At 72.8% G+C, this 17,642-nt stretch carries 18 protein-coding genes; 12 read left to right on the forward strand and 6 right to left on the reverse strand.

Translation table 11 applies throughout. The annotated features are described in order from the left end of the window. Positions 1 to 15 precede the first annotated feature (15 nt). The 9 genes from M1L60_RS30705 to M1L60_RS30745 all read left to right on the forward strand — a co-directional run bounded on the left by M1L60_RS30705 (position 16) and on the right by M1L60_RS30745 (position 8,832). On the forward strand, positions 16 to 1,155 hold the full coding sequence (locus tag M1L60_RS30705) for an inositol-3-phosphate synthase (RefSeq protein ID WP_253241026.1): 1,140 nt from the start codon (positions 16 to 18) through the stop codon (positions 1,153 to 1,155). Beyond that, positions 1,142 to 2,158 carry an SCO3242 family prenyltransferase gene (locus tag M1L60_RS30710; protein WP_253241027.1) on the forward strand — a complete coding sequence of 339 codons (1,017 nt, stop codon included), beginning with the start codon at positions 1,142 to 1,144 and terminating at the stop codon, positions 2,156 to 2,158. Before M1L60_RS30705 ends, M1L60_RS30710 begins: the two co-directional genes overlap by 14 nt. After that, a complete protein-coding gene (locus tag M1L60_RS30715) occupies positions 2,155 to 2,979 on the forward strand; it encodes a sugar phosphate isomerase/epimerase family protein (RefSeq protein WP_253241028.1) in 825 nt (274 codons plus the stop codon). Before M1L60_RS30710 ends, M1L60_RS30715 begins: the two co-directional genes overlap by 4 nt. Next, positions 2,976 to 3,518, forward strand: a complete 543-nt coding sequence (locus tag M1L60_RS30720) for an EboA domain-containing protein (RefSeq protein ID WP_253241029.1) — start codon at positions 2,976 to 2,978, stop codon at positions 3,516 to 3,518. The genes M1L60_RS30715 and M1L60_RS30720 overlap by 4 nt, the downstream gene beginning before the upstream one ends. Continuing rightward, positions 3,518 to 4,369 (forward strand): TatD family hydrolase, encoded by an 852-nt coding sequence (locus M1L60_RS30725; protein ID WP_253241030.1) that lies wholly within the window; start codon positions 3,518 to 3,520, stop codon positions 4,367 to 4,369. The genes M1L60_RS30720 and M1L60_RS30725 overlap by 1 nt, the downstream gene beginning before the upstream one ends. Continuing rightward, on the forward strand, positions 4,369 to 5,472 hold the full coding sequence (gene eboE, locus M1L60_RS30730; RefSeq protein WP_253241031.1) for a metabolite traffic protein EboE: 1,104 nt from the start codon (positions 4,369 to 4,371) through the stop codon (positions 5,470 to 5,472). Before M1L60_RS30725 ends, eboE begins: the two co-directional genes overlap by 1 nt. Continuing rightward, entirely contained in the window at positions 5,469 to 6,827 is a 1,359-nt protein-coding gene (locus M1L60_RS30735) for an alkaline phosphatase family protein (protein ID WP_253241032.1), read from the forward strand. The genes eboE and M1L60_RS30735 overlap by 4 nt, the downstream gene beginning before the upstream one ends. Beyond that, positions 6,824 to 7,894 carry a polyprenyl synthetase family protein gene (locus tag M1L60_RS30740; RefSeq protein ID WP_253241033.1) on the forward strand — a complete coding sequence of 357 codons (1,071 nt, stop codon included), beginning with the start codon at positions 6,824 to 6,826 and terminating at the stop codon, positions 7,892 to 7,894. The genes M1L60_RS30735 and M1L60_RS30740 overlap by 4 nt, the downstream gene beginning before the upstream one ends. Before the next feature lie 95 nt (positions 7,895 to 7,989). After that, a complete protein-coding gene (locus M1L60_RS30745) occupies positions 7,990 to 8,832 on the forward strand; it encodes an alpha/beta fold hydrolase (protein ID WP_253241034.1) in 843 nt (280 codons plus the stop codon). Here the strand turns inward: M1L60_RS30745 and M1L60_RS30750 are convergent. Then, positions 8,813 to 10,429 (reverse strand): copper resistance CopC family protein, encoded by a 1,617-nt coding sequence (locus M1L60_RS30750; protein WP_253241035.1) that lies wholly within the window; start codon positions 10,427 to 10,429, stop codon positions 8,813 to 8,815. The genes M1L60_RS30745 and M1L60_RS30750 overlap by 20 nt on opposite strands. Before the next feature lie 97 nt (positions 10,430 to 10,526). Then, the gene (locus M1L60_RS30755; RefSeq protein ID WP_253241036.1) at positions 10,527 to 12,806 is read right to left on the reverse strand and encodes a putative bifunctional diguanylate cyclase/phosphodiesterase; all 2,280 of its coding nucleotides are present in this window, start codon (positions 12,804 to 12,806) and stop codon (positions 10,527 to 10,529) included. Between the two features lie 297 nt (positions 12,807 to 13,103). Here M1L60_RS30755 and M1L60_RS30760 point away from each other — a divergent pair, with 297 nt between their 5' ends. The 3 genes from M1L60_RS30760 to M1L60_RS30770 are packed head-to-tail and all read left to right on the forward strand — an operon-like array spanning position 13,104 to position 14,076. Then, positions 13,104 to 13,688 (forward strand): tetratricopeptide repeat-containing protein, encoded by a 585-nt coding sequence (locus M1L60_RS30760; RefSeq protein ID WP_253241037.1) that lies wholly within the window; start codon positions 13,104 to 13,106, stop codon positions 13,686 to 13,688. After that, on the forward strand, positions 13,685 to 13,915 hold the full coding sequence (locus M1L60_RS30765) for a tetratricopeptide repeat protein (RefSeq protein WP_253241038.1): 231 nt from the start codon (positions 13,685 to 13,687) through the stop codon (positions 13,913 to 13,915). Before M1L60_RS30760 ends, M1L60_RS30765 begins: the two co-directional genes overlap by 4 nt. Continuing rightward, complete coding sequence (locus M1L60_RS30770; RefSeq protein ID WP_253241039.1) at positions 13,903 to 14,076, forward strand: tetratricopeptide repeat protein; 174 nt, start codon at positions 13,903 to 13,905, stop codon at positions 14,074 to 14,076. Before M1L60_RS30765 ends, M1L60_RS30770 begins: the two co-directional genes overlap by 13 nt. Here the strand turns inward: M1L60_RS30770 and M1L60_RS30775 are convergent, their stop codons facing one another. From M1L60_RS30775 to M1L60_RS30790, 4 genes are all read right to left on the reverse strand, one after another. Continuing rightward, positions 14,077 to 14,994 carry a DUF1648 domain-containing protein gene (locus M1L60_RS30775; RefSeq protein ID WP_253241040.1) on the reverse strand — a complete coding sequence of 306 codons (918 nt, stop codon included), beginning with the start codon at positions 14,992 to 14,994 and terminating at the stop codon, positions 14,077 to 14,079. After that, on the reverse strand, positions 14,991 to 15,344 hold the full coding sequence (locus M1L60_RS30780) for a GntR family transcriptional regulator (RefSeq protein WP_253241041.1): 354 nt from the start codon (positions 15,342 to 15,344) through the stop codon (positions 14,991 to 14,993). Before M1L60_RS30780 ends, M1L60_RS30775 begins: the two co-directional genes overlap by 4 nt. Before the next feature lie 48 nt (positions 15,345 to 15,392). After that, a complete protein-coding gene (locus M1L60_RS30785; RefSeq protein ID WP_438862167.1) occupies positions 15,393 to 16,223 on the reverse strand; it encodes a S8 family serine peptidase in 831 nt (276 codons plus the stop codon). A gap of 161 nt (positions 16,224 to 16,384) precedes the next feature. Continuing rightward, a complete protein-coding gene (locus M1L60_RS30790; protein ID WP_253241042.1) occupies positions 16,385 to 17,611 on the reverse strand; it encodes a hypothetical protein in 1,227 nt (408 codons plus the stop codon). Between the last annotated feature and the right edge of the window lie 31 nt (positions 17,612 to 17,642).

Here is a 17,642-nt window from a genome sequence, read left to right on the forward strand (position 1 = left end):
AGGAAAGAGGTTCGGATGACGACTGGCGTGTGGTTGATCGGAGCACGAGGATCTGTGGCCGTGACCAGCATGGTCGGGGCCACCGCACTACGCGCCGGGCTCGCCGAGCCGCTCGGTTGCGTCACCGAACTGCCGGAGCTGGCCGGCCCGGCCCTCCCGGGTCTGGCCGAGCTGGTCTTCGGCGGGCACGACATCAGTGACATCACCCTCGAGAAGAAGGTGGAAGACCTGGTCGCCGCAGGCGTGCTGCCCGCACGCCTGGCGGCGGCCGTGGCCGACCAGCTGGACGGGCTGCAGCGCGAGCTGCGGCCCGTGCCGACGGCCTCGACGCAGGCCGAGGTGGCCCGGCTGGTTGCCCAGGACATCGACGACTTCCGGCGGCGGCGTGGCCTGTCCCAGGTCGTCGTCGTCAACGTCTCGTCGACCGAGCCCATCTTCGAGTCGGGAGCGGCTCATTCGTCGCTCGCGGCACTCGAGGAGGCACTGGCTCAGGGCTCGCCGCTGCCGCCGAGCTCGCTCTACGCGTACGCCGCCTTCAATGCCGGCTGCGCCTTCGTGGACTTCACGCCGTCCACCGGGGCGAGGCTGCCGGCCCTGCGCGAGCTGGCCGAGCGGGAGGGCCTGCCCTACGCCGGTCACGACGGCAAGACCGGCGAGACGCTGGTCAAATCGGTGCTGGCCCCCATGTTCGCGATGCGCCATCTGCGCGTACGCACGTGGAGCGGCACCAACCTGCTGGGCGGCGGCGACGGCGCCAACCTGGCCGACCCCGCCGCCAACGCGGCCAAGGCCACCAGCAAGCAGCGGGTGCTGGCCGAAACCCTCGGCTACCAGCCCCAGGGCACCAGCCACATCGAGTACGTGGACGACATCGGCGACTTCAAGACCGCGTGGGACCTGATCACGTTCAGCGGCTTCCTGGGCACCCAGATGCGGATGGAGTTCTCGTGGCACGGCTGCGACTCGGCCCTGGCCGCGCCGCTGATCCTCGACCTGGCCCGGATCACGGCGGCCGCCCACGCGGCCGGGCGGGGCGGGGCGCTGACCGAGCTGGCGTTCTTCTTCAAGGACCCGATCGGCGAGGTGCCGCACGCGCTGGCCGAGCAGTGGGCGACGCTGGCCGCGTTCGTGCGGGGGCTCCATGCGCCTGCGTGACCTGGCCGAACTCGTACGGGCACCGGCCGCGCTGTCGGTGCCCGGGGACACGGTGGCGGGGGCGGCCGCGTCAGGCGGGCTGCGCCGGTCGACGCCGGGGCTGGCCGCCGCGTCGGTCTGCCTGTACTGGGGTGGCATGGCCGCCAACGACTGGGCCGACCGCGAACTCGACGCGCACGAACGGCCGGAACGGCCCATCCCGTCCGGGCGGATCGGGGCGGGGCAGGCGTTGCTGGCCGCGGCCGGGCTGACCGCGGCCGGGGTCGGGTTGGCCGCGCTGGCCGGCGGCAGACGGGCTGCGGCGGTCGCAGTGCCGCTGGCGGGGGCGGTGTGGATCTACGACTTGTGGGCCAAGAACACCGCTGCTGGGCCGCCGATGATGGCTCTGTGCCGTGGGTTGGATGTGCTGCTCGGCGCCAGCGGCGGTGATGTGCGTAGGGCGGTGCCGGCGGCGCTCACCGTTGCTGCCCATACGTACACGGTGACAGCGTTGTCACGGCACGAAGTGTCGGGGGCGACGCCCGCGCTGCCGTTGAGCACGCTGGCCGGCACGGTGGGGGTGGCCGCTGCGGCAGCCGCGGCGAAGTCTCGTTTCGATCATGCGCGAACCCACCACCGAGCCCACCCTCCCAAGGGGGAGCCCCCTCGTCCATTTTCGCAAGCGAGCGGGCGGCTTCGGGCTTCGAATGCTGTGGCCTGTGGACAGGGCGACGATGTGGACAACGCCCGAAGCCGGTCCACGCGTGTTATGCCGGCTGCGGGCACCATCGCGACCACAGCGCTCGCAGCCTGGTACCTCAACGGATACGGCCGAGCCCAACTCCGCGCGGCCGCCGACCCCACCGCCGCCCCGATCCGCGCGGCCGTCGGCGCCGGCATCACCGAGCTGCCATCGCTGCAGGGAGCACTGACGGCAAAGGCCGGCTCCCCCGCGTACGGGATCGGTCTGGCCCTGATGGCGCCCCTGGCCCGCCGCCTGGCTCGAAAGGTGTCGCCGACATGAGATTCGGATACGGGACCAACGGGTTCGGCAATCACCGGTTGCCCGAGGCCTTGGCCGTCATCGCCGACCTCGGTTACGACGGGGTTGCCCTCACACTGGACACCAACCATCTCGATCCTTTCGAGAGCGGCCTGGCCCACCGCACGGCTGAGGTGGCGGCTGAGCTCGGCAGGAGGAACCTCGCTGTCGTCATCGAGACCGGCGCCCGGTATCTGCTCGATCCTTGGCGTAAGCACTCCCCCACGCTCATGGACGACCACCCGGAGAAGCGTCTCGAATACCTGCGCCGGGCCGTCCGCGTGGGGGCCGAGCTGGGAGCCGAGGCCGTCTCGTTCTGGGCGGGCATCGGGTCGCCGGAGCACTGGGACCGTCTGGTCGACGGCACCGGGCAGATCGTCGAGTTCGCGCAGAAGCATCGCGTGACGCTGGGTTTCGAGCCGGAGCCGGGCATGCTCGTCAACGACATCGCGGACTGGCGCCGCCTGCACGCGGACCTCGGCCAACCGAAGAACTTCGGCATCACCCTCGACATCGGACACTGCCGCTGCCTCGAGGATCTGCCGGTGGCGGACTGTGTGACGGCGGTGGCCGATCACCTCGTCAACGTGCAGATCGACGACATGCGACGCGGGGTGCACGAGCATCTCGAGTTCGGGACCGGCGAGATCGACTTCCCACCCGTTCTCGCGGCGCTGTCGGCCAATTATCGGGGGCTCGTGTCCGTCGAGTTGCCCCGGCATTCCCATGCGGCGCCGACGATCGCCGCGCAGTCCCTGGACTTCCTGCGCAACGCCGCCAAAGAGGCAGGAGACCGATCATGACCACGTTGGACGAGCTACGGACCTTTCTGACGATCGACGATTTCAAGCCGGCCGATGTGCCGGCGCTGTTCCCGGCGGCGGGCCGCCGTTACGGGCGGGAGCCGCTCACCGAGGGCTGGACGACGGACGAGGCCGCGCGGGCGCTTCTGCTCGCTGCGGTGCCGCCGGCCGAGATTCATGAGATCTACCGGTACGGGGACACGGCCGAGAAACTGGCCGTGCTGAAGGCGCTGCCGTTGCTGCCGATCGGTGACGATGCTGTGCCGTTGCTCGAGGACGCGCTGCGCACCAACGACACCCGGCTGGTGGCGGCGGCCCTGGGCCCGTACGCGGATCGGCTGAGTCTCCAGGCGTGGCGCCAGGCCGTGCTCAAGTGCGTCTTCATGGGCGTGCCGCTGAGCAGTGTGCACCGGCTGCACGAGCGCGCCGACGCCGAACTGGGCGCGATGTTGCGCGCCTTCGCCCATGAACGTTCCGCCGCGGGCCGCGACATGCCGCCCGATGCGACCGCTCTGCTCGAACGGCTCCAGGAGGTCTGATGCGCATCTTCGATCCGCACATCCACATGACGTCGCGCACCACCGACGACTACCAGCGGATGGCCGAGGCCGGGGTGCGGGCCGTGGTCGAGCCGGCGTTCTGGCTCGGTCAGCCGCGGACCAACCCGGGCTCGTTCACCGACTACTTCGACGCGATCATCGGCTGGGAGCCGTTCCGGGCCTCGCAGTACGGCATCCGGCACCACGCCACGATCGCGCTGAACCCGAAGGAGGCCAACGACCCGCGCTGCCGTCCGGTACTCGACCTGCTGCCGCGCTACCTGGCCAAGGACGGCGTGGTGGCGGTGGGCGAGATCGGGTACGACTCGATGACCCCGGCCGAGGACGAGGTGTTCGCGGCCCAGCTGGCCCTGGCCCTCGACCACGACCTGCCTGCGCTGGTGCACACCCCGCACCGGGACAAGGCGCGCGGCACCCAGCGCAGCATCGACGTCGTGAAGGAGTCGGGCATCGCCCCGGGGCGGGTGCTGCTCGACCACCTGAACGAGGTGACCGTGGCCGCCGCGCTCGAAGCGGGGCTGTGGGCCGGGTTCTCCATCTATCCGGACACGAAGATGTCGCCGGACCGGATGGTGGCGATCCTGCGGGAGTACGGGGTCGAGCGGGTGCTGGTCAACTCGGCCGCCGACTGGGGCAAGTCGGATCCGCTGCTCACCGTGCGGACGGCCGAGGCCATGCTGGCCGGCGGGTTCGACAAGGACGACGTGGACCGGGTGCTGTGGCGCAACCCGGTCGAGTTCTACGGGCAGTCGGGGCGGCTCGACCTGTCCGACATCGCGGAGACCGAGGCCACGTTCGCCGGCAACTCGATCCTGCGCGGGGGCAGCTGATGCACCTGAGCTACTGCACCAATGTGCATCCGGCCGAGGACCTGGCCGGGGTCATAGAGCAGCTCGACACGTACGCCGGTCCGATCCGGCAACGGCTGGGGGCCGACGTTCTCGGGCTGGGGTTGTGGCTGGCCGCGCCGGCCGCGGCGGCCCTGGCCGACGATCCTGCGCTGCGCCGGCGGTTGCGGGCCGAACTCGACGCGCGCGGGCTGGAAGTGGTCACGCTCAACGGTTTCCCGTACGAGGCGTTCCAGGCGCCGGTGGTCAAGCACGCCGTCTACTACCCGGACTGGACCTCGCGGGACCGGCTCGACTACACGCTCGACCTGGCCCGGGTGCTCGGCGATCTGATGCCGGAGCCGGCCGCGTACGGGTCGATCTCGACGCTGCCGCTGGCCTGGCGCACGCCCTGGGACCCGGAGCGGGCCGACCAGGCCCGGCGGCACCTCGACGAGCTCGCCCTCGGGCTCGAGAAGCTGGCCGGGGAGACCGGGCGGACGATCAAGGTCGGGTTCGAGCCGGAGCCGGGCTGCATCGTCGAGAACACCACGCAGGCCGCCGACCTGCTGGGCGGCGTGGACACCCGGTGGCTGGGCGTCTGCCTCGACCTGGCCCACCTGGCCTGCGCGTGGGAGCAGCCGGCCCAGGCGCTCGACCGGCTCGCCGCGGCGGGCGTGCCCGTGGTGAAGGTGCAGGTGTCGGCCGCCCTGCAGGCCGATGACCCGGCCGCTGCGGCTGAGGTCCTGCAGGCGTACGTGGAACCGCGTTTCCTTCATCAGACGCGCTCCTCGCTCGGCGGGGCGACCGACGACCTGGACGCGGCTCTGGGCGAGCAGCTGCCCGGGCCGTGGCGCATCCACTACCACGTACCGCTGCACGCCCTGCCCGAGCCGCCGCTGAGCTCGACGGTTCCGGTGCTGCGGCTCGCCTTGCGGGAGTTGCTCGCGCGCACGGACTGCGAGCACTACGACGTCGAGACGTACACCTGGGGGGTGTTGCCGGTGTCCCAGCGGCCGACCGACACGGCGGGGCTGGTGCACGGGATCGCGGCCGAGCTGGCCTTTGCCCGGGACCTTTTGACCACGGAGGTGAGCGCGCGATGACCCAACTCCTCGTGCTTGATGTAGTGGGGCTGACCCCCCGGCTTCTCGAACACATGCCGCGCCTGCGGGCCCTGGCCGGGCGGGGTTTCCAAGCCCAGCTGGGGACGGTGCTGCCGGCCGTCACCTGCTCCGCGCAGTCCACTTTCCTCACCGGTGAGCTGCCGTCGGAGCACGGGATCGTCGGCAACGGGTGGTACTTCCGGGAGCTGGGCGAGGTCTTTCTCTGGCGGCAGCACAACGCGCTGGTGGGCGGGGAGAAGATCTGGGACGCGGCCCGCAAGGCCCGGCCCGGCTACACGGTGGCCAACGTCTGCTGGTGGTACGCGATGGGGGCGCAGGTCGACTGGACCATCACGCCGCGGCCGATCTATTACGCGGACGGGCGCAAGGAGCCGGACTGCTACACGTACCCGCCCGAACTGCACGACGAGCTGCCGCCGTTCCCGCTGTTCACCTATTGGGGGCCGGCCGCGGGCATGCCGTCGTCGCAGTGGATCGTGAACGCGGCCCGGCAGCTGCACACCACCAAGAAGCCCGACCTCACGCTCGTCTACATCCCGCACCTCGACTACGACCTGCAGCGGTTCGGGCCGTCGTCCCCGCAGGCGTCGGCCGCCGCGACCGCGTTGGACGAGGTGCTCGCACCCCTGCTGGACCTGCCCGGCACGACGGTGGTGGCCCTTTCCGAGTACGGGATCACGGACGTCAGCAAACCGGTCGACATCAACCGGATGCTGCGGTCCGAGGGCCTGCTCGAGGTCTACACGCAGGACGGGATGGAATACCTCGACCCGTGGACCTCGCGGGCCTTCGCCGTGGCCGACCACCAGGTGGCCCACGTCTACGTGCGCGACCCGGCCGACCTGCCCGCGGTGACCAAGCTGTGCGAGGCGCTGCCGGGCGTGGCCGAGGTGCTCGACGAGACCGGCAAGACCGAGTACGGGCTCAATCACGACCGGGCCGGCGAGCTGGTGCTGGTCTCCGACCCCGATGCCTGGTTCACCTACTACTACTGGCTCGACGACGCGCGGGCGCCCGACTTCGCGCGCGCGGTCGAGATCCATCGCAAGCCCGGGTACGACCCCGCGGAGCTGCTGTTCGACCCGGCCGACCCGGCGGCGGCCAAACGCCGGGCGATCAAGGCCGTGGCCCGCAAGAAGCTGGGGCTGCGGTACGTGATGAACCCGGTCGGGCTCGACGCGGGGGCCAAGGCCATCCGCGGCTCGCACGGCCGGTTGCCCGACGACGCGGCGGACGCTCCGGTGCTGCTGTGTTCCGATCCTTCCGCCGTACGGGAAAGAATCGAGGCCACCGAGGTCAAGGCGCTGCTGCTCGGTCTGGCGGGGTTGTCATGACACTCGAGGCGACCCGCCCGCCGGCCGCGGCCGACCTGCGGCAGCGCTTCGACACCGCGCTCGCGTCGTTCATCGACCGGCAGGACCCGGCCTGGCCCGACGGCGCTCCCCGCGGCGCCCTGGACAGCCTGCGCCGGTTCGTGCTGGCCGGCGGCAAGCGGCTGCGGCCGACGTTCTGCTACTGGGGCTGGCGTGGCGGGGGCGGCGAGGACTGCGACGAGGTCATCAACGCGGCGGCCGCGCTCGAGCTGTTCCACGCGTTCGCGCTCATCCACGACGACATCATCGACGGCAGCGACCGGCGCCGGGGCCAGCCCTCGATGCACCGCTTCTTCGCCACGCTGCACCACCGCCGCTCGTGGCGCGGCGACTCGCTGGCCTTCGGTCGCAACACCGCGCTGCTCTGCGGCGACCTGTGCGCGGCCTGGGCCGAGCAGATGTTCCACGAGTGCGGGCTGCCGCCGAAACAGATCCACCAGGGGTACGCGGCGTTCGCCCTGATGCGGACCGAGGTGATCGCCGGGCAGTACCTGGACCTGGTGTCGGGCGTGGGCGACGGCTCGGTGGCGAGCGCGCTGACGGTGATCCGGATGAAGGCGGCCCGCTACACGGTGACCCGGCCGTTGCAGATCGGGGCCTGGCTGGCCGGGGCGCCGCAGGCGCTGTACAACTCGTTCACCGACTTCGGCGACCCGCTGGGCGACGCGTTCCAGCTGCGCGACGACGTTCTGGGCGTGTTCGGCGACCCCACGGTCACCGGAAAGTCCACGCTGGACGACCTGCGCGAGGGCAAGCCGACGGTGATGATGGCGCTGGCCCGCGACGCCGCCTCGCGCGAGCAGGGGGCGCGGCTGGCCACCCTGTTCGGCAACCCCGACCTGGACGCGGAGGGGGCCGAGCAGCTGCGCGCCATCATCGTCGAGACGGGGGCCCTGACCCAGATCGAACAGATGATTCGCGTACGGGCCGACGCCGCCCTGACCGCACTGGAGTCGGCCCCGGTGCCCGACTTCGTCCGGACCGCGCTCACCGACCTGGCCACCGCCGCGGTCGACCGAGCCAACTGACCGGACCAGGCCACCGCGGCCCGGCTCGGCTCCGAACCCGGTCCGCGGTGGCCGCAACCGAGCGAAGTCACTCCAGGTGATGCGATGATCACCGCATGACACCAGGGGTCACGCGGCGGGTGGTGGCCGGGCTGAGCTGTGCCGAGTGGCATCCGGGCGCCATGCCGACGGTGCTGGCCCTGCACGGGCTCACGAGCACGTCGCAGGTGTGGTCGGAGCTGGCCGGGGCGTTACCCGGCATCCGGGTGGTGGCGCCCGACCTGGCCGGGCGGGGCGGCTCGCGGCACGCGTCCACGGGGACCGGGCTGGCCGGGCACGCGGCGGCCGTGGTGGCGGTCGCGGAGGATCTCGGGCTCGGGGACATCACGCTGGTCGGGCATTCGATGGGGGCGTTTCTGGCGCCGCTGGTCGCGGCCCGGCTCGGAGAACGGGTGCGCAGGGTGGTCCTGGCCGACGGGGGCGTGCCACCGGATCCGTCGCCTCTGTTGCGGCGGCCGGTGGTGCGCGGCATCTTCACCCTGCAGGGGTTGCTGTTGCGGCGGCGGTGGCGCAGCGCCGAGGCGTACGTCGAGGCCGTCGAGGGCAAGGCCGTGCGGGCCCGGCCCGAGCTGCGGCCGGTGGTGCGCGAGTGGGCCGCCTATCTGCTCGACGGCAACGGGCGGGCCCGGCTCGACCCGAAGCGGCTGGTCGCCGACGCGGTGGACAGCCTGGCCGGGCCGGCGACGCTGCCGGCACTACGCGAGAGCACCGTGCCGGTGCACCTGCTGGCGGCCAGTCATGGCGCCCACGACGGGGCGGCGGCGTTTCTCAGCGACGCGGCGCTGCAGCGCGCCCAGGGGCTGCTCCCGCGGCTGACCACCGAGCGCGTTGCCGCCAACCACGTCACCCTGCTGGCTGACCCCCGGCTGGTCGCTGCCGTCAGGTCAGATCCAGCGTGAACTCGGCCCGCTCGACCTTGCCGGCGACTTGGAACTCGAGGAACGCGCGGTAGCGGCCGGCGCCGGGAACCGAGACGTTGAAGCGGATCGCGCCGTCGGCCAGCTCGGGGTCGGGATGCACGTGGACGTAGCCCAGGTCGCCCTCGCGCAGCACGACCAGGTGGCCGTAGGCGCCCAGATAACGTTCGAGCGTGGCCGGACCGGGAGCGCCGGAGCGGGTGACCCGGAACGAGATCGGGACGGTCGTGCCGGCCTGCGGCGTGCCCTCCATCGTCACCGCGAACGGGCCGGCCGGGGCCCGGGTCGCGGCGGCGGGCAGGGCGGTGCCGGTCGCGGCGCCGGGGACGTGATGGTCGACGCCCAGCACCAGCGGGGTGGTGGCGCCCTCGGCGGTGGCCACGCTGAAGTCGGCGAAGATGCGGTAGGCGCCCGCCCGGGGCAGGGCCAGCGGCACCGACCACAGGCCGTCGGCCGACATCGTGGGGTGCAGGTGCTGGAAGCCGGCCAGGTCTCGGCCGGCCACGACCAGGTGCAGCGGCTTGTCGTGCACGACGGCGAAGCGGGTGGCCGGTTGCCGGTCGGCGCCGACGATGCGGAAGGCGTAGTCGACGGCGCGGCCGGCGGGCTGGGATCGGCGTACGGGTTGCAGGGTGTACCCGCCCGAGCTGACCGTGGTGCCGGCCGCCTCGACCGTGGCCGCTCCGCCGTCGCCACCGCCGTGCTGGTGGCCCGCCATAGTTTGCGACATCGGCGCGACCGGGGCCGGCGCGGCGGCGGACTCGGGCGGGGCGGCGGTGGCCCGGCCCAGCCCGTAGCCGCCGATCAACGCCACCACGACGGCGCCGACGGCGATCGGCACGACGGGAATCGAGCCGGCTGTCGTCGCGCCCGCCTTGGTCGCACCCGCCTTCTTCGCGCTGCTCTTCACCGGGGCGCTCCCCGCCGGGCGTCGCCGCCAGAAGATCAGGCCGACCACCACCAGGGCGGACGCGGCGATCCCGCCCAGCCAGCCCAGCCAGTTGGTGCCGCCGTCCTCCGGTGCCGCGACCGGGGCCGCGGCCGATGGCGCAGTGCCGGCCGCGACGGCCCCGCCGAGCAGCGCCGGGTCGGCCTGGTCGGTCGGCGGCGTCCACCCGGCCGGGGCCGGCGTCGCGGGACCGGTGTACTTGAAAGTCACGGTGCCGTGCACGTTGTCGCCGTCCGACGCCCGCGACTGATAGCCGACCTTGTACTCCCCCGTCACCGGCAGGTGGGCGATGCGCACCCGGGCCGGGAACCCGGTCGTGTACTGCCGCGGCTCGAACTTGCCACCCTCCATGAAGTACTCGGTGACCGGTTTGTCCAGCGGCCGCGGGCCGGCGTGCTCCCACCCGTTGTCGACCCGCCCGCCGTCGGGCGCGGTGACGGTGAAGAACGCGTTGTCCGGCACCTTCTCGGTGAAGAACAACTCGACGCTGTCGAGCGGCGCGCTCACCGTCGCCCCGCCGGCCGGGACCGACATGCCCAGCGTGCCGTGCGCCGCCGCCGGCGACGGCACAGCGAACACGACGACAACGACAGCGCTGACCGCGAGGACAACTCGGTGGAAGAGGCCCATCGCACTATCCTCGGAGAACGGAAGCTTTAGTCAAGGCATCGAGATCTTTTTATTCGCCAGACCGAAGTTTCGCTCGTTCCCGTCTCAAGTGGATCGGTCAAGCGGCGACCTGTCGCTTGTCCGCGGCCGGGCGGTAGTCCGCGATCTCGCCGGCGGGCATCGGGCGGCCGTAGTGGAAGCCCTGGGCGTACCGGTAACCGAGCCGCTGCAGTTCGGCCGCCTGTTCCGCGGTCTCGACGCCCTCGGCCACGGCGCGCAGGCCCAGGCCCTCGCAGATGCCGATCAGCGCGGCCACCACGACCGCCTGCGGGCCGCCGTCGGTGATGTCGTCGACGAACGACTTGTCGACCTTCAGCACGTCGGCCGGGCACGAGCGCAGCAGGCTGAGCGACGAGTGGCCGGTGCCGAAGTCGTCCAGGGCGATCTTGACCCCGAGGGCGGCGATCGCCCGCAGTTCGGTCAGCGCGGTGCCGCCGTCGAAGACCGCGGTCTCGGTGACCTCCACGGTCAGCACCTCGGGCGGCAGGCCGGTGCGGCCCAGCACCGCCGCCACATCCTCGGCGAAGCGGGCCTCGCGCAGCTGGCGGGCCGACACGTTCACCGACACCGTGGCCGGCGCGGCCGGGCCCAGCTCGGCCCGCCAGGTCACCGCCTGCCGGCAGGCCTGCTCGAGGACCCAGGCCCCGAGCGGCACGATCAGGCCGGTGCGCTCGGCGGCCGGGATGAACACGTCGGGGCCGATCGGGCCGCGCTCCGGGTGATGCCAGCGCAGCAGCGCCTCGACCCCGAACAGGGCGCCGCCCGGCATGGTCACGATCGGCTGGTAGAGCAGGGTGAGCTGGTCGGTGTCGAGGGCGATCCGTAGGTCGGCGGCCAGCCGCGACTGCTCGGCGGTGCGCTGGTCCATCGCCGTCGCGTACGTGACCTGGCGGCCCTTGCCCTGGCCCTTGGCCTCGTACATGGCGACGTCGGCCCGGCGCAGCAGCTCGTCGGCGGTGTCGCCGTCACGGGCCGGGGCCAGCCCGATGCTCGCCTCGACGACCAGCTCGTGGCCGCCCGCGCGCACCGGGCGCCGCAGCCGGGCGGCGATCGCGGCCAGGATCCCGGCGGCGTCGCCCCGCAGCAGCAGCGCGTACTCGTCGCCGCCGAGCCGGGCCGGCACGCCCCCGGCCGGCAGCTCGTTCTCGATCGTGGCGGCCACGGCGGTCAGCAGCTCGTCGCCGACCGCGTGCCCGAGGTCGTCGTTGATCGCCTTGAAGTCGTCCAGGTCGATCAGGGCGACGCTGACGTCGGCCGGGTCGTCGGCCAGCGCGGCGGTGATCTCGCGGGTCAGCACGGTGCGGTTGGCCAGCCCGGTCAGCGCGTCGTGGCCGGCCTGGTGCACCAGTTCCCGCTGGCGGGCGTCCAGGTCGTCGAGCAGCCGGCTGTTGTCGCGCAGGGCGACCAGCTGGCGGGTGGCGACGAGCAGCGAGACGGTGACCGAGCCGATCGCGATCGCGAGCAGGTCGGCCGAGTGCTCGACGGCGCTCGAGAGCAGCAGCGCCCCGGTGGCCAGCACGGCCACGTACGGCATGTGGCTGAGCCGCCGCATGGGCGGGCGCGGCAGCGGGTGGCCGATCCGGGTCGCGCGGGTCTGCCGGTCGGCGGCCAGGCAGAGGCACAGGCAGCAGGCCGGCAGCAGCACGTGCGCGGTGTTCAGGTACGGCTTGTCGGCCAGCAGCGGGGCCAGGGACCCGCCGCCGGCCCCGATCGCCCCGGTCAGGGCCAGCAGGTGCAGGGCCCGCCGGTCGATCGGCCCGGTGCCGGTGAAGGCCACTTTCACGAAGGCGAAGATGCAGATGACCCCGGCCGCGAGCACGATCAGCACCGAGGCCGAGTCGGCGAAGCCCCCGCCCAGCCACTGCTCCCAGCGCGGGTAGGCCAGATGCCACGCGAACGTCAGCACGGTGACCAGCACGGTGGCGATGTCGAGCCCGAACCGGGTCCACTCGATGCCCGTCCGCCGGGCCCCGGGGATGCGCAGCAGTCCCAGCAGGAAGACGGCCAGCCCGGTCACGTAGACGGCCGCGGTGATGCCGGAGATGTGCTGCCCCTGCTGGGCGCCGGTCAGGTAGTCGTAGGCGTTGGAGGCGGCGCCCAACCCGATCAGCACGATGCCGGCCGACGCGTACCGCCAGTAGCTGCGGCCCTCGGAGGACGCCCGCCACGAAGCCCAGGCGGCCAGCGGCACGCTGACGAGCAGCGGCAACCAGCCCAGCAGGGTCGGCGTCTGCCGCAGCAGCCCACCCGCGAACCACAGAGAGGCCAGCACGAGGACGACAGCCGCGACTACGAGGGTGCGGGTCAGACGGAACGGCGGAACCATCGCCGCCGCCATGCCACGAGTCCTCTCCACATCGATCCCATCGGCTCGTCACCGCTGCGGATGAGAAAGATCGCGGTGCTGCCCGCGCCACAGGGTAAACCCCCTGCCCGGACAGCGCGAGGGACGAACGGACGATCACTGGCACCGGAGCCGAGCCAACTGGCCCTCGAGCCGCCGGTGTACGACGAGAGAATTGGACGCGTGGCGGTGCTTTCCCCCCACCGTGTCGCGCGGTGCATGATACCCGGGTTCCCGAGGCGCGCACCCGAAAAGCGAGAACTGGCCCACCGGGAGGACTACGAGGTAGCGGTGGCCGCGGCCTGGACGGTGGCGCTGGAGCGGCTCGGTCTGGAGAACCCGGTTGCCCTCCAGCTGCTGCAGGCGTGCTTGTTCATGGCCCCGGAGCCGATCTCGCTCGAGCTCTTCCTCACTCCCCCCAAGGTCAACATCTCGCCGGAGATGGGCGCGACCCTGCAGAACCCCAGCCGGCTGAACCGGGCCCTGCGGCAGATCGGCGTTACGGTCTCGCCCGCACCGACTACCGCGAGCGACTGCGAGGACGAGTGGGCCCGCCGGCTGGCCATCGACATCATCGCCTTCTTCTTCTACTGGGGCGATCAGCGCGGCTGCCGGGAGTACGCGGTCCAGGTGGTCGAGCACTGGAACACCATGCTGACCCCCGAGGACCCGCAGATCCTCAAGGCGGCGCGGTGGCTGGCGTTCGTCGAGCGGCAACTCGGCAACCTCGCGGTGGGCGCGGCCATCAACGCCGACTGCCTCAACAAGCTCCAGGCGTCCGTCGGCCACGACGACGAGGAGACGCTGGACGCGATGATGCTGGCCTCGGACGACCGCCGGGCCGCCGGGCCGCCGGCAACTTCGACGGCGCGGTGACGCTGGCCATCGAGGCCTTCGAGATCTCGCGCCGGGTCTTCGGGCCCGACTACCCGCACACCCTGGCCACGGCTCACGCCCTCGCGGTCAGCCTGCGCGCGGCCGGCGACTTCCGCACCGCGCTCGAGCAAGACATGGACACCGTGCGGCGGCGCACCGCGAGCACGACCGCGCGGCCTACGAGGGGCTGCGCGAACGGCTCGGCCCGGACCACGTGCTCACGCTGACCTGCGCCACCAACCTGGCCGGCGACTACGCGGCGGCGCTGGCCCTCGACACCGACACGCTGGGGCGCTCGGAGCGGGTGCTCGGCCCCGAGCACCCGGCGATCGTGGCCGCCCTGGCCGGCGAACGAGGCAACTGCGACGTCGACCCGATGCCGCTCTGATCAGCCCTGAGCGCGGGCTTGGAGGGCAGTCAGCAGGGCGGCCGGGGTCCGGGGGTCGTCCAATGTGATCGCGAAGCGGCGGCCGTTGGTCTGGTGAACAACGAGGCCGGGGCCGCGGCGCAGCACCAGGGCGGATCGGCCGGGTGTGACGCGGTAGCCCCAGCCGCCCCATTCCAGGGGCTCGATCCGCGCGATCTCGAGCCCGGCGATCTCGGTCAAGGGGATGGTCTTGAGCGGAATCCTGACCAGGCCGGCGATCAGGCGCAGGCCGCGGCGGTCGGCAGTGACGCGGATGCGGCCGAGGACCAGGCCGGCCACCAGCGGGACGGCCAGCACCGGCCAGATCGGGGCCCGGCCGAGATAGGCGACCACGGCGACCAGCACCGCGGACGCGCCCAGCACGGCCAGGAGCAGCGGGGCGCGCAGCGTGGTGCTCCAGGCGGCGCGCTCGGTCGGGCCCAGGTCGAGCGGGGTCACGGCCTCGGCCGGGGGCTGCGCCGCGACCGGCGACGGCCCGGCCGCCAGGGCGACCACCGCGCCCCAGGCCAGGCCGGCCACGAAGTACAGCAGGCGCCAGCCCAGCCGCGGGTCGGCCGGGTTGTCCAGGGTCGCGGTCGCGGTGGACACCCAGAGGCCGGCGAAGCTGCCGGCCAGAGCGCCGGCCGTGCCGAGCAGGTAGCGCAGGCCGGAGGCGCCGCCCGCCCGCAGGGCAGCCGCGATGCCGGCCAGACCGGCCACCACGCCGACGATCAGCATGGCCAGCCAGAAGCCGCGGGACGAGCTGAAACCGTCGGCCGGGCCGCTGCCGCTCCAGTGGGTCGCCATCCGGTCGGGCAGCCGGTCGGACCAGGTCACCGCGGTGATCACCACGGGCAGCCAGATCAGGACGATGGCGGCCAGGGTCCTCGGTCGGTTCACGGCCGTGCCTCCCTCACTATCGCGAGCATCTCCGCGTCGCCCAGGCCCTGCCGCCGCGCCTCGCCGACGAACTGGCGGGCCAGCTCGACCAGCCGCAGGCGGGCCGCGTCGGCGTCGCCGCGGACGACCGCGCCCCGGCCGCGCCGCAGCTCGATCAGATCCTCGTCGCGGACCTTGGCGTAGGCCCGCAGCACGGTGTGCAGGTTGACGTCGAGCACGTCGGCCAGTTCCCGGGCGGCCGGCAGGCGGTCGCCCGGGGTCAGTTCGCCGCGCAGGATGCCCCCGCGCACCTGCGCGGCGATCTGGTCGGCCAGCGGTTCGGCCGCGGCCACGTCCACCCGGAACAACATGTTTGCATTCTACTATAACAATCCAGTCCGAGTGGACGGGGGAACCGCTCAGCGGACGCCGAAGGCGCGGATCACGGTCTGGGTGATCGCTCCCTTCCGGGCGACGTCGCTGCCGGTGGCCCGCACGCTGACGAACCGGGCCGACTTGGGCGCGTCCAGCAGGCCGTCGACCGCGCCCACGGTCAGGGCCGAGGTGGCCGCGCCCGGAGCGCCGACCGCCTCGACGTCGGGACCGCTGTTGCCGGCCGCGATGAACAGTGCGCCGGTCTCCGCGCTGAGCCGGTCGACGGCGGCGCTGAGCGGGTCGGTGCCGTCGGTCGGCCCGCCGCCCAGGCTCATGTTGATGACCTTGGCCTTGGCCGTGCGGGCGGCCCGCTCCATGCCGCCGATGATCCAGGAGTCCTGGCCCTCGCCGAGGTCGTTGAGCACCTTGCCGATGTGCAGGCCGGCGCCGGGGGCCACGCCCTTCTCGGCGCCGCCCGAGGCCGCGCCGGAACCGGCGATGGTCGAGGCCACGTGGGTGCCGTGCCCGTGCCGATCGGTGACCTCCTCACCCGGGACGAAGCTGGTCGCCTCCTCGATCCGGCCCGCCAGGTCGGGGTGCGCGGGGTCGACGCCCGTGTCGAGGACGGCCACGTCCACGCCGGTGCCGGTGCCGGTGTCGCCGCCGGCCCAGACCTTGGGCGCGCCGATCTGCGCGGCGCTGTCGGCCAGGGCGGCCCGCACCTTGCCATCGAGCCAGATGCGTTTGATGCCGGCAGCCTGGCGCATCGAAGTGCCGCGGGCCAGGGTGGACCAGAACTCCCGCGACCGCGCGACCGTGAGGGCGGCGCCGCCGATGCTGGCCAGGGGGCGTACGCCGGAAACGCTCTTGGGCAAGGCGCGGCGCCGCCACCGAGGCGGCCGACGTGACGGCCACGATTGACTGAACGAGCAACGCGACTCCTGAACGCAGCGGAACGAGTTGCTCGAAGCCTGTGGACGTTCGCTTACGGCCCGGTGAAGCGGCCCTGTCCACATCGCGCCATGTCCACTGCCGGTCAGGGGGCCTTGGTGACCGTCAGGGTGCTGAGCGGGGTGGGGTTGAGGGCGCTCATCGGGGTGCCCTTGTCGCCCCAGGAACCGTCGGCGATCGCCTTGTCGCGCGCGGCGACCAGAGTGGTGTAGGTCCGGGCGGGGAGGCGGTCTAGGCGCAGCTTGCAGGCCACGCCGGCGCCCTCGGGGCGGGTCGATCCCAGATAGATGGTGTACGGGGCGGCGCCGTCGCCGATGATGTCGAGCTTGCCGTCGAGGTAGCAGCGGCCGGCCACGCAGATCAGGAGCGCGACGACGGTGTCCTTGGCGGACACGTCGGACGGGGCGACAGTGAAGCGGGTGTCGAAGGGGTACGGGACGCTGGTGCCGGCTTTCGGGGCGACGATCCGGGTGCGGGCTGCGGGCTTCGCCGGGGTGGGCTTGAGCGGTGACGGTTCGACCGTCGTGGGCTTGACCGTTGTGGGTCTGACCGTTGAGGGCTCGGCCTTCGCGGGCGAGGTTGTGGGCGGCGGCGCCTGCGAGGCCGGGGTGGTGACGGCTGCGGCCGACGACGTCGGGGCGATCGGCTGTACGGCGGCAGTGGTCTCGACGGGTGCGTCGGGGCGGGTCAGCAGGACGGCGACCACGACGGCCACGATGGCGCCGCCGGCCACACCGCCGAGCGCAGCCGGCAGCCAAGCGCGGCGGGGGCGCGCGGGTGGCGTCGGCGCGAAGACCGGTGCGGGCGTGACCGGTTCGTACGCCGGTGGGCCCGACATCAGGCGCGCCGGCGATACCGGGGGCGCGGAGGTCGAGGGCGCGGACTCGTTGCCGGCCGGGCCAGTGGCCAGGTAAGTGCGGGCGCGCTCCACCGTCCAGTGGTCGTCGCCGAAGGCCGCCGGGCCGAACTCGGCCACCTTGGCGTAGTTGGTGCGGGCGACGTGGCGGTTGGCCAGGTCCTCGGCGACCACCGCCAGGTCGTAGGCGAGCATCACGGCCAGCGGGTCGCCGTCGCTCAGGCGTCCCGGAGCCTCTTCCAGCACTCGGCGTGCGCCTTGCGGATCGCCGGCCGCCGCGTGCAGGCCGGCCAGCTGACGCATCGTCTCGAGCAGCTCGGGGTCGCCCCCAGCCAGCGCCGTCCGGCCGTTCGCGACGGCGGTCTCGAGCAACGCGCGGGCTCCGGCCGGGTCGCCCGCCTCGACGAGGTCGTGGGCTTGCTGACGGGCATGAGCGAACGCTGATGAATCCGGCACCCCGCCATGCTGCCCGGCCGGTGCAAACTGC

The organism is Paractinoplanes aksuensis (assembly GCF_024137025.1).
Classification (GTDB): Bacteria; Actinomycetota; Actinomycetes; order Mycobacteriales; family Micromonosporaceae; genus Actinoplanes; species Actinoplanes aksuensis.